This is a genomic window from Arsenophonus endosymbiont of Bemisia tabaci Q2 (assembly GCF_902713415.1).
GTDB lineage: Bacteria > Pseudomonadota > Gammaproteobacteria > Enterobacterales > Enterobacteriaceae > Arsenophonus.
This window is the reverse complement of sequence record NZ_CACTIE010000150.1, coordinates 1-11,142: the sequence shown is the minus strand read 5'-3', so window position 1 is coordinate 11,142 and position 11,142 is coordinate 1. Positions and strand designations below refer to the sequence as shown.

General features: G+C 37.5%; 10 protein-coding genes and 5 pseudogenes. 7 read left to right on the top strand and 8 right to left on the bottom strand.

The window, feature by feature from the left end; translation table 11 throughout:
* Both ARSQ2_RS11985 and ARSQ2_RS14915 read left to right on the top strand, forming a co-directional pair.
* Positions 1–279 carry a transposase gene (locus ARSQ2_RS11985; protein WP_420837759.1) on the top strand — a complete coding sequence of 93 codons (279 nt, stop codon included), beginning with the start codon at positions 1–3 and terminating at the stop codon, positions 277–279.
* Positions 248–709, top strand: a pseudogene (locus tag ARSQ2_RS14915) (Maf family protein); the annotation flags it as partial. The gene ARSQ2_RS11985 and the pseudogene ARSQ2_RS14915, both read left to right, overlap by 32 nt.
* 70 nt (positions 710–779) lie before the next feature.
* Here ARSQ2_RS14915 and rluC read toward each other — a convergent pair.
* The gene (rluC, locus tag ARSQ2_RS08245; protein ID WP_181994994.1) at positions 780–1,727 is read right to left on the bottom strand and encodes a 23S rRNA pseudouridine(955/2504/2580) synthase RluC; all 948 of its coding nucleotides are present in this window, start codon (positions 1,725–1,727) and stop codon (positions 780–782) included.
* 555 nt (positions 1,728–2,282) lie between these two features.
* Between rluC and rne the strand changes: the two genes are divergently transcribed.
* The 3 genes from rne to ARSQ2_RS13780 all read left to right on the top strand — a co-directional run bounded on the left by rne (position 2,283) and on the right by ARSQ2_RS13780 (position 6,186).
* A complete protein-coding gene (rne, locus tag ARSQ2_RS08240) occupies positions 2,283–5,513 on the top strand; it encodes a ribonuclease E (protein WP_181994993.1) in 3,231 nt (1,076 codons plus the stop codon).
* Between the two features lie 130 nt (positions 5,514–5,643).
* On the top strand, positions 5,644–5,955 hold the full coding sequence (locus tag ARSQ2_RS08235; protein WP_181994992.1) for an NAD(P)H-binding protein: 312 nt from the start codon (positions 5,644–5,646) through the stop codon (positions 5,953–5,955).
* 96 nt (positions 5,956–6,051) lie between these two features.
* Positions 6,052–6,186, top strand: coding sequence for a hypothetical protein (locus tag ARSQ2_RS13780; protein ID WP_255487658.1), 135 nt, complete (start codon positions 6,052–6,054; stop codon positions 6,184–6,186).
* 74 nt (positions 6,187–6,260) lie between these two features.
* Here ARSQ2_RS13780 and ARSQ2_RS08230 read toward each other — a convergent pair whose 3' ends face one another.
* The 4 genes and pseudogenes from ARSQ2_RS08230 to ARSQ2_RS12975 form a co-directional block, all read right to left on the bottom strand.
* Positions 6,261–6,437, bottom strand: coding sequence for a hypothetical protein (locus ARSQ2_RS08230; protein WP_181994991.1), 177 nt, complete (start codon positions 6,435–6,437; stop codon positions 6,261–6,263).
* Positions 6,370–6,729, bottom strand: coding sequence for a transposase (locus ARSQ2_RS08225; protein WP_238334401.1), 360 nt, complete (start codon positions 6,727–6,729; stop codon positions 6,370–6,372). Before ARSQ2_RS08225 ends, ARSQ2_RS08230 begins: the two co-directional genes overlap by 68 nt.
* Positions 6,624–6,842: a hypothetical protein gene (locus tag ARSQ2_RS12980; RefSeq protein WP_238334400.1), complete on the bottom strand. Its 219-nt coding sequence runs from the start codon at positions 6,840–6,842 to the stop codon at positions 6,624–6,626. The genes ARSQ2_RS08225 and ARSQ2_RS12980 overlap by 106 nt, the downstream gene beginning before the upstream one ends.
* A pseudogene (locus ARSQ2_RS12975) lies at positions 6,826–7,119 on the bottom strand (IS630 transposase-related protein). The gene ARSQ2_RS12980 and the pseudogene ARSQ2_RS12975 overlap by 17 nt, the downstream one beginning before the upstream one ends.
* Before the next feature lie 62 nt (positions 7,120–7,181).
* On the opposite strand from ARSQ2_RS12975, the pseudogene ARSQ2_RS14910 reads away from it, so the two are divergent.
* Positions 7,182–7,608, top strand: a pseudogene (locus ARSQ2_RS14910) (lytic polysaccharide monooxygenase).
* Positions 7,609–7,812: 204 nt separating this feature from the next.
* Here the strand turns inward: ARSQ2_RS14910 and ARSQ2_RS13775 are convergent.
* Together ARSQ2_RS13775 and ARSQ2_RS13770 are read right to left on the bottom strand one after the other, a co-directional pair.
* Positions 7,813–8,031 (bottom strand): annotated as a pseudogene (locus ARSQ2_RS13775) (3'-5' exoribonuclease domain-containing protein); the annotation flags it as partial.
* 67 nt (positions 8,032–8,098) lie between these two features.
* The gene (locus ARSQ2_RS13770; RefSeq protein ID WP_181994987.1) at positions 8,099–8,428 is read right to left on the bottom strand and encodes a 3'-5' exonuclease; all 330 of its coding nucleotides are present in this window, start codon (positions 8,426–8,428) and stop codon (positions 8,099–8,101) included.
* 658 nt (positions 8,429–9,086) lie between these two features.
* Between ARSQ2_RS13770 and pgl the strand changes: the two genes are divergently transcribed.
* Positions 9,087–10,079: a 6-phosphogluconolactonase gene (pgl, locus tag ARSQ2_RS08190; RefSeq protein ID WP_181994986.1), complete on the top strand. Its 993-nt coding sequence runs from the start codon at positions 9,087–9,089 to the stop codon at positions 10,077–10,079.
* A 26-nt stretch (positions 10,080–10,105) separates the two neighbouring features.
* Here pgl and ARSQ2_RS08185 read toward each other — a convergent pair.
* Positions 10,106–11,008, bottom strand: a pseudogene (locus tag ARSQ2_RS08185) (aminotransferase class III-fold pyridoxal phosphate-dependent enzyme); the annotation flags it as partial.
* Positions 11,009–11,142: the final 134 nt, after the last annotated feature.

Here is an 11,142-nt window from a genome sequence, read left to right as displayed (position 1 = left end):
ATCCCAGTACTTCCTAAAAACAGTGTAATCATGATGGATAATGCAACTTTTCACAAGAAACAGAGTATTCAACAAGTCATCATCGATGCGGGGCATATGCTGGAATATTTGCCTACCTATTCGCCAGATCTTAATCCAATTGAACATAAATGGGCACAAGCTAAATGCAAAAAAAAGAGCACTCAGATGCGACACAGATATTTTTTTCGCACTCAATATGGTGTAATCAAAATTAAGTCGCTTAGCTATAATAGGAAAACCACTAACACTAACTCATAGCAAAGCAACCAAGCAACTGAAGCAAGCCTCCGGCAAAAAAATTATCTTTTATACCGGACTCTCTTTATTTGATAGTGAAAGCAAAAAATACAATGCTAGATGTGAACTTTTCACTATTTACTTTCGCCATTTAACAGATACACAAATTGAAAACTATCTTACAAAAGAACAGCCTTATCAATGCGCAGGGGCTTTTATAGCTAAGCAACTTAATTTTGATTACAAAATATATGTTTTTCTCCAATATAAATTTACTGATATAGAGTAATTACTTGTAATCATTTTAAAGTCGCTCAGCTATATGTGGGAAGGATTAGGGATCACATTATTTGAAAAACTTGTTGGACAGGATCCTAATACTTTAATTGATTTACCTTTAATTAGTTTAATCAATATGTTACGTGCTCACGGTATCAACCCTCTCAATTAACTATCTTACAGCATACAAAAGAAAACCAGTTTATAATGCAAGCTGGTTTACTAATTTGATTAGCGATGCATTATTGCTTACGTAATATTGCCAAACAGCTTTTAAGTTGTTGATCTAAAGGGGCATTGAAAGTTAATTTTTCCCCACTGGCCGCATGGATAAACATTAATGAGCTAGCATGTAAAAAAAGTCGTTTCAAACCGGTAATCGTTAATTGTTGATCAAAATCGCGATCACCATAGCGATTATCAAATGCTATAGGATGCTTTGCATATTGTGCATGTACTCTGATCTGATGTGTTCGCCCTGTTATTGGACTGGCATTGACTAACGTAGCATTAGAAAAACGCTCTTCAATTTTAAAATGGGTTTCTGAATGTTTACCATCAGCGCTGACTTTTACTATCCGTCCGCCACTTTGTAAAATATTTTTTAATAAAGGTGCCTGAACAACTTTAATATGCGACGGCCATTGCCCTTTCACTAACGCAACATACTGTTTTTGCATTTTTTTCAGACGTAACTGTTGGTGTAATAGCCTAAGAGCCGAACGTTTTTTTGCTATCAGTAAAACACCCGATGTTTCGCGATCTAACCTATGGACAAGTTCCAAAAAACCTGCTTCAGGACGTAATGCGCGTAAAGATTCAATAACACCAAAATTCAGCCCACTGCCACCATGAACAGCCATACCGGAAGGTTTATTCAAAACCAGCAGATGCTCATCTTCGTAAAGTATATAATCAGTGAGTACAGCTACCTTATTCAATTTAGCCGAAATAATATTCTGTTGCTTTTCTTCCAGGCGAACGGGTGGGATCCTGATTAAATCGCCTGCTTGAATTTTATATTCAGGCTTGATTCTACCGCTATTTATTCTTACTTCACCCTTGCGAATAATCTGATAAATCCTACTTTTAGGAACACCTTTTAAACGTGTCAATAAAAAATTATCAATACGTTGACCTGCTTCATCATTATCGATAGTAACAAATTGGACCTGATTCTGTATTTTCATTATCTAATCATAACATTCTGTTAATATTTGAACTTGTTAAATATTACGACCGAATATTATGATACCTTGTTTTAGCCCTTTTTTCTTAAACTTTGTCAATTCCTTTGTCAAATGCATTTTTTTACATGTTTCACTATAAAAACGCAATAAACAGCAAAAGTTATCTTGATATCTACCCATAAGCAATGGAATAATGGAGAGTTGCCATAATGTTTATTAAAACAAGCGTCGGCGTAATTTGAGATCGATCTATTTTTGATAACACATAAATGCAGCAATGGTGTAAGACGGTGTATAAAATCAAAAATGAATTATTGAATTGTGAACAAAGATTTACTGGATTAGCTAAACTGTACATTGAACGGATAAATTCAGCAACAGTACTAATTTAAGAATGCAGCATTTTATTTAAACGTAGCTTCACCGAAAAATTGCGTTTCAATACAACCGACAACCGCGAGATTGACGATTTTGTAAAAGTCACGAAACCATCGGTCAACAGTAACCATTTTTAGTCGCAACTTTTTTGAGTTAGTAGAATAATGAGTATTTATAATGAAAAGAATGTTAATTAACGCAACTCAACAAGAAGAGTTGCGCGTTGCTCTTGTTGATGGGCAACGTCTTTATGACTTAAATATTGAAAATCCCGGACACGAACAAAAAAAAGCAAATATTTACAAAGGCAAAATTACCCGTATAGAACCTAGTCTAGAAGCAGCATTTGTTGACTATGGCTCAGAAAGACACGGCTTTCTCCCGATTAAAGAAATTGCTCGTGAATACTTCCCTAGCCATTATCAACCCCACGGTCGCCCAAACGTAAAGGATGTTTTAAAAGAAGGCCAGGAAGTTATTATCCAAGTTGGTAAAGAAGAGCGAAGAAATAAAGGGGCCGCGCTAACGACTTTTATTAGTTTAGCTGGTAGCTATCTTGTTTTAATGCCAAATAACCCTCGAGCAGGTGGAATATCACGACGTATTGAGGGTGAAGATCGCACAGAACTGAAAGAGGCATTATCCTCATTAGAAATACCTGATGGTATGGGATTAATTGTCCGTACTGCTGGTGTAGGTAAATCAGCAGAAGCGCTACAACAAGATCTACAATATCGTCTTAAACATTGGCAAGCTATAAAAAAAGCCGCGGAAAACCGAGCAGCGCCTTTCCTTATTCATCAAGAAAGTAACGTCATTGTGCGGGCGTTTCGTGATTACCTGCGCCCTGATATTGGTGAAATCCTGATTGATAATGCGAAAATTGTCGAAATGGCTCGTCATCATATTGAAGCGATTGGTCGTGGTGATTTTGCAAGTAAAATCAAATATTACAGTGGAGATGTTCCACTCTTTAGCCACTATCAAATCGAATCACAGATCGAGTCGGCTTTTCAACGTGAGGTTCGTTTACCGTCGGGTGGTGCACTGGTTATCGATACCACTGAGGCATTAATGGCTATCGATATCAATTCATCACGTTCAACCCGTGGTGGCGATATTGAAGAAACCGCATTCAACACCAATTTAGAAGCTGCTGATGAAATTGCCCGTCAATTAAGGTTACGGGATTTAGGTGGACTAATTGTTATCGACTTTATTGATATGACACCCGTCCACCATCAGCGTGAAGTTGAAAATCGTCTGCGTGAAGCTGTACGCCAAGACAGAGCACGTATCCAAATCGCTCGGATATCACGATTTGGTCTACTTGAAATGTCACGCCAACGTTTGAGTCCGTCACTTGGTGAATCCAGTCATCACGTTTGCCCTCGTTGTAGCGGCACAGGAACAATCCGTGATAATGAATCACTTTCACTCTCTATTTTACGTTTGATCGAAGAAGAAGCATTAAAAGAAAATACCCATGAAGTACATGCTATTGTACCGGTACCAATTGCTTCTTATCTATTGAATGAAAAACGCCAGTCTGTCAATGACATTGAACGTCGGCAACACAATATACGTGTCATTATTGTTCCTAACGATCAGATGCAATCACCGCATTTTAATCTGGTCCGCATTCGTAAGGGTGAAGAGATTTCAGCATTAAGTTACTATCTCGCTCAATATCACGAAGCTGAAACCAATAATCTAACAGATGATGCCGCCAGTGAGAAAAAGTTACCTGAACAACCGGCTATTTCTATTTTTGCTCTTCAATCTCAAGCAGATACAAAAAATGCCGGGGTTGCTAAGGGCAAATCAAGTAAACAGAGTAAATTAACCAACAAGCAAACTTCGACAAGTCTGTTTAATAGAATTACCTCATTCTTGAAAAAATTATTTACCGAATCACCGCAACCAATCGAAAAAGCAGAAAAAAAATCGAAAAGTGGTAATGATAAGCGACATAATAGTGAGGGGCGTAATAATCGTCGGCCAACTGAACGCGGTGAACAGAATGACAATATCGATAACCGTCAAAATCGTGGGCATACCGATGAGCAACAATCACGTAAAAGCCGTAATCAGAAAAGTCATTTTAATGATACTCAAGAGAGCGCAGCACGTGAAACTCAACAACAGCCTCGCGAGCAGCGAGCTGAACGTCGTCGTCAGGAAGAAAAACGCCAGCTGCAACTTGAAACTAAAACACAACCACTTGACAAGAAAGAGGCTGAAACGGAAAAAACGGTCGTTACCTCTCCTCGCCGTCAACAGCGTCAACTAGCTCAATCAATACGGGTTTCAAATAGTGCGATTGAGCAGAAAAAATTATCTATTGATAAAGAATATCAAAATATTAAGTTGCCTATTGCCAATAGCACAGAGGATAAACCTGGTTTGTTAACTGCCGAACCGATTCTGCCTGCGGAGCAAAAAACCTATATGCCGCATGTCACCGAACAGTTTGAATCTCAAGAATCAGCTACCAATTATGCTAATGAACGACAAGAAACGATCATTCCGCGGCGATCAAGACGATCTCCTCGCCACCTACGCGTTAGGGGGCAACGCCGTCGTCGTTATCGTGATGAAAATCAAAGCAAATCATTATTATCATTAAAAATGGCTGTTGCTTCGCCTGAATTATCTTCAGGTAAAGTCTGGATCCAATACCCGATTAAGTTAAATGAATTGAACGAAGTGTCATCAAATAGTAAAAATATGATGATATTTAATAAAAAAACAGCATCTTCTGCCAATCCAATTAACGGTAATAAGATCATTGATAAAGTTGAAGCAGAAGAAAAAACAGTGCCAATTAGTGAAGCGGCTCAATCAACGATGGAAAGCTTACTACCCTCTGCCGAAGTATTGCTTATTCCCATAAAGACTCAAGGTACTGAACAAAATGAAAAAGCTTGTCAACTACTTATTGAAGCGAAAGTAATGGCTGAAAACAACACTAATGTGGTTGTAGAAACGCTAGTAGATAGTGGAGCAACCGATCAGCTACAAAATGGGCAATCGGTTAATGATGAACTTTTCATAGCCAATGAGATTAAAAAGAATGAATATTCAGTCGATGAAATCAGTCAGGAAAACACAACCGACTCATCGGATGAAAATTATAGCCATGTTCAGCCAAATATATCTTCTGTGACCGATGTCATTGCAAAAAAGGCAAGTCATCGAAAAGAAGAAACTGCTACGATAAAATTAGTAAAAAAAATAGGCTATTCCCATGCGCCGACCACAAAAGCACCGGCGCGGGAAATTATTGAAAGCGGTTTAGAAATTAAAGCTTACGTACGACCTGCGATAGCTTTCCATGGTAAAAATGGTGCCGGGGGTCATGTTGCTACAAATATAGCCACATCTCATATGTTTAAACCCAAATAATAACCAATAAAAAAATGCCCTAATTAGGGCATTTTTTATTCTGAATTTTAATTAAAACTTACTTATTCGCATTTAATATCAGAGTACTTTTAGTAAATATGTATTCTTTATTATTAAATTAGGAATAAATATGTCTCAATGGATTGTTTTTGGCGCAGGTAAAGGAATTGGTTATGATCTTGTACAATATGGTCTTCAGCAAGGTCATCAAGTCATCGCTTTTATTGATAATGCAAAATATAAAACACAACTAACACAAATAGGCGCACAAGTTATTGAAGGAGATACTTGCCAATATAGCGACATAAAAAATACATTGCCTGTTATTTCTAATAACAGCATTATATTTAGTACTATAAGCGGTAATCTTAATATTATTAAATCGGCCGAAACGTTAAATATGCGACGCGTATTATTGGTGACCTCTGTTGGGCTGCGGTGATGGTTGGAAATATCTCTCATCTAAAGCTAAGGCGCTATTTGGTATTTCAATTCGCCATAAATCAATGGTTGAGTGCTATAGCTGGGCGACTTTAAAATGATTACAAGTAATTACTCTATATCACTAAATTTATATTGGAGAAAAACATATGTTTTTGTAATCAAAATTAAGACGTTTAGCTATAACTTACCAACAAACCTATACGGTAATAGATCCAAATTTGAGTTTTAATATGAAGTAACGATTGATAAAATCCCTGTAATAAAAAAGTGTTACAGGGAATTCATAAGGCTAAGCAAATTCTATTAGCCGTTAGTATAGATAAGCGACTTAATTTTGATTACACCATATTGTGAGTGCGAACAAAATATCTGTGTCGCCTCCGAGCGCTCTTTTTTTGCATTTAGCTTGTGCCTATTTATGTTTAATTGGATTAAGATCTGGCGAATAGGTAGGCAAATATTCCACCATATCTCCCGCATCGATGATGACTTGTTGAATACTCTGTTTCTTGTGAAAAGTTGCATTATCCATCATGATTACACTGTTTTTAGGAAGTACTGGTATAAGGACTTGGGTGACCCATGCATAGAAAACATCGCTGTTAATATTGATATCAAATAATCCGATAGCAAACAGCGTTGTGCCCAATAAAGCGCTGATAACATTTATTCTTCTTTTAGCTCCCCAGTTCTTGAGAGCAACACACCGTTGACCTTTCGGGGAATAGCTGTGAGTCCGCGCGGTATCGTCTGAAAAACCACTTTCATCAATAAAAACAATATGCTTGCCTTCTTTTCATACTGTTGTTTTTTTGTTGAAACCTTTGTCGAGTGTTTTCGTCGGCTTTCGGATGACGTAGAGTTCTTTTTATAGGTCAATCCCATTTTTTAAAGAGCTTGGCCAAATGGCCTTCTGACAAACGCCAAAACGCTCTGCACGCTCTTTTTGGTAAGCATCTGGATATTGTTCAACATCTTTTATCAACTCGGATTTACCAATTTTTCACTGACGCGTAGTCGATGCTTTTGGCTCTATTTGATTAATCCAACGCGATACAGATGCAGAGCCAATCCGAAATTGCTTCGCTGTTTCTCGGATACTCAACCCTTCTTCTTCCATCGTAAATATCACTTTACGTCTAAAATCAATTGAATAGCTCATATAATAATGTCATCAAAATTAAGTCGCTTAGCTATAATTGTGGCGCTGTTGAATATGATCCTATGTCTATTGAAGGGCCGAAAGGTTTTCCGCAAGGTGGTGCTCGTGATGGTAAAATAGCAAGTGGTGATAATTCATCATTTTATAAACTCAACGAACAAAGTGTTCATCGCTTGAAAAAAGTACCGCTAACTTCAGGCAAAAACACCTTTCGTTGGTCGCTAACCCAGACAAAAAACAGAAAAATGGGAGTTTTTTATTACTACACAGGATTGGAATCCCAATGCACCATTAACCCCTGTTTCTTTTGATTTAAAACCGTTCTGTGAACGTTTTGACGGTGGTGAGATGCCAGCTAAGGATCAAATTTATTTTAATTGTGATGTTCCACAACGCACTGGTTATCAAGTTATTTTAGGTTTTTGGTCAATTACTGATACGGCAAATGCTTTTTATCAAGTTGTCGATGTGGATATGCAAGCTAAATAATATTAATAGCCATTTTTAGTGTGTGAAGTAACCAATATTATAATTTCAAATCAGATTTGCAAACTTTTGTATTATGCAATATTTACTATTATTAATTGCTAGCTATTTCTACTGAACTAACTTTTATCAAATAATTTAGTGTAATGTGAGTTTATTGGTATTTGATATTAATCATTGGTAATTTTCATTACCAAGAATAAATTTTTACCCCTCATGTTGGATAATTTTTTGCCAAATATTTGCAACATGGTTCACTTGATAAAGCGCACAATTAAGCGCATTATCTTGCGTTTTAACCATTGATAACTCATTTTGTAGATTAAAGCGAAGGTGCATTCCCATATCGATAATAGTGTGTACATCACGATCATTACCGACATGCCAAAACGGGGTTAAATTTGATCTTTCATAAGCGCCTCTTAAGACAAAATTAGCGCTTTCCCCCCCAGACTTTTAAACCATCCATTCGTTCTTGTGCATTTTCGCGCGCTCAGGAATGTAATTCACGCAGAACATTATCAATTAGTGGTAAACTTTTTTTGGCAATCGTTGCTCGAGCTTCATGAGATTGGCATAACCACCATTTTATGGTTTCGCCATTAACTGTTCTACCGGCAGACATTGATGAAGATAGATCGACAGCTTGATAAAAGGCAGTACCGGTTTCACCGGTTGTTGGATCAAAAAAACCGCACCGATTGCTACAATGGCGGCGCAACTGCCCATGCTCATGGTTTCTAAGTCTACCATTAAATTTTTGCGGGGTTTGATTACTATTCCTTAATTTTTTATCAACACTTAATGGTGTTAATCTGCTCATCCTGATATTTTCGGTTTATTATTTTAAAATTTTGCTCACGGCTTGCTGATGTTATTTATGACTTAATTATGCGAGACTGATAAAATCTATATAAAGCTATTGGTCAAATAAACTCGGCTTATATGTTGCTTACAGTAAACAATAATGTGAAATTTATATTAAATATTTAATGGCCATATTGATTATATTAATTTTTTGTTAAAATATTTTTATTAAAAAAATATCTTATATATTTATATAATATTATTTTTTACTTGTTAACAACAGATTTTTTATAGGATTTAATTTAATTGGTGATAATTTGAATACTAAATTTAGTTGAATAAGGCTATATTCAATGGCTCTCAACAGTCAAGTAATTATTATCGGTAAATATAAACTTTAGTCACACAGTGATAATTTATAAAAACCTGCAACATAGTGACATCAGTCAGCTGATGCATAAATTTTTTTATTAACCATTTGGCTATTTTTGTCATTTGTCATTATAGCTAAGCGTCTTAATTTTGATTACAAAATATATGTTTTTCTCCAATATAAATTTACTGATATAGAGTAATTACTTGTAATCATTTTAAAGTCGTCCAGCTATATTTAGCAGCAAATCAAATATGATAACTGAGGCTATTTTGTCGAATCATTTCTGAGGAGTTAAGCAATGAAACATGTGGTGTATGTTGCCAGTCCAGAAAGCAAGCAAATTCATGTTTGGTCAATGGATGAAAAGGACAAACTGACATTATTGCAACAGTTGACATTACCAGGTGAAGTACAGCCGATACAGATTAGTCGTGATGGTCGACACCTTTATGTTGGTATCCGTCCTGATTTTGCGATTATTACTTATCTTATTTCAGCTGAAGGAAAACTCAGCCAACAGGCCATTACCGCTATTCCCGCCACGCCAACCCATATTGAAACTGATAATCAGGGGCGTTGGTTATTTATTCCCTCTTATCATCAGGGTAATTTAATGGTATTATCGGTTGATCAACAGGGCATCGCTCAATCACCAATTCAAGTTATTGGCGATTTAAAACATCCCCACGCATCGGGAGTAAGTTTTGATAATTCACACTTGTTTGTCCCTTGTCTAGGGGAAGATCAGATCCGCGTTTATACCATCAATGACAATGGACATTTAACCGAACAGGTTGCCTATCGGATCACAACTAACAAAGGCGCAGGCCCCCGCCATCTGGAATTTTCGCCCAACCACAACGCTTTTTATTGTTTAAATGAGTTAGATGCCACCATTAATGTTTATTCTGCATTTGAACCTTATCAGCAAAAGCAAAATTGTGACATTTTAGTTGCCGGAGCAGCATGTAAACCTTGGGCGGCCGATATCCATATTACGCCAAATGGTCGTCATCTTTATGCTAGTGAACGTTCTTCCAGTATTATTCGCCACTTCGAGGTGACAGCAGAGGGGTTAGTATTAAAGCCGATGGCTGCTTATGCAACCGAAACTCAACCACGTGGCTTCAATATTGATCAAAGCGGTCATTTTTTGCTGGCCGCAGGCCAAAATTCCGATCATATTGCGGTTTATAAAATAGATGCGGTGACTGGCGTGCTACAAGCATTAGATCGGTATAAGGTTGGCAAAGGGCCGATGTGGATCACGACCCATATAATTGAAAACTAAATTATTTTTAATTTACAGCTTGATGACTATTTTTTTATCGTTTGCGTTAACTTAGTCAGCTGTTCAGCGGTAATAATATAGGGTGGCATTAAATAAATTAATTTACCAAATGGTCGGATCAAGACTCCCTCAGCGACAAAATGACGTTGTAATTCAGGCACATTGACGGGGCTTTTCATTTCAACAACACCAATTGCGCCTAAAACTTGCACGTCACCAACTTGTGCTTGATCTCGCAGTGGGTAGAGTTCAGCCATTAATTGAGTTTCAATGTTTTTCAGCCATTTCTGCCATGGGCTATTCCTTAGTAATGTTATGCTCACATCAGCGATCGCGCAGGCTAGTGGGTTGCCCATAAAAGTGGGCCCATGCATAAAACAGCCGGCTTTACCTAGGCTGATAGTCTCTCTGCGATAGAACGGCTGGTCAAAGTGGCTGACAGAGTCACATAACCACCGGTTAGCGCTTTACCTAAACATAAAATATTCGGCGCAATGCCGCTGTGTTGACAAGCAAATAATTTGCCGGTACGGCCAAAACCGGTGGCGATTTCATCGGCAATCAGCAAAATATTATAGCGATCGCATAATTCTCTCACTGCCGTCAAATAATTAGGGTGATAAATTCGCATACCGCCCGCTCCCTGAACGATCGGCTCAACAATGAATGGCAGCAATTTTGTCGGCCTGTTCGGTTAGTATTTTTTCTAATGACATCAGAGAGTCAGCTTGCCATTGTTGATAAAAACCGCATTGAGGCGCTTGCACGAAAATATGTTCGGGTAGATAGCCTCGATAAAGACTATGCATCAAGTTTTCCGGATCGCAAACTGACATAGCACCAAAGGTATCACCATGATACCCTTGTTGTAAGGCAATAAACTGGTTGCGCGCTTCGCATCGTGCCTCCCAATATTGTATAGCTAAGCGACTTAATTTTGATGACATTATTTATATGAGCTATTCAATTGATTTTAGACGTAAAATGATATTTACGATGGAAGAAGAAGAGTTGAGTATCCGAGAAACAGCGAAGCAATTTCGGATTAGCTCTGCATCTGTAT

Bases quoted from the DNA above. Each gene is read 5' to 3' on its own strand.
- ARSQ2_RS13770 (WP_181994987.1), bottom strand. From the start codon at position 8,428: ATGAGCAGATTAACACCATTAAGTGTTGATAAAAAATTAAGGAATAGT.
- ARSQ2_RS08230 (WP_181994991.1), bottom strand. From the start codon at position 6,437: ATGCGGGAGATATGGTGGAATATTTGCCTACCTATTCGCCAGATCTTA.
- ARSQ2_RS12980 (WP_238334400.1), bottom strand. From the start codon at position 6,842: ATGGGATTGACCTATAAAAAGAACTCTACGTCATCCGAAAGCCGACGA.
- ARSQ2_RS08235 (WP_181994992.1), top strand. From the start codon at position 5,644: ATGTCTCAATGGATTGTTTTTGGCGCAGGTAAAGGAATTGGTTATGAT.
- rluC (WP_181994994.1), bottom strand. From the start codon at position 1,727: ATGAAAATACAGAATCAGGTCCAATTTGTTACTATCGATAATGATGAA.
- rne (WP_181994993.1), top strand. From the start codon at position 2,283: ATGAAAAGAATGTTAATTAACGCAACTCAACAAGAAGAGTTGCGCGTT.
- ARSQ2_RS13780 (WP_255487658.1), top strand. From the start codon at position 6,052: ATGATTACAAGTAATTACTCTATATCACTAAATTTATATTGGAGAAAA.
- pgl (WP_181994986.1), top strand. From the start codon at position 9,087: ATGAAACATGTGGTGTATGTTGCCAGTCCAGAAAGCAAGCAAATTCAT.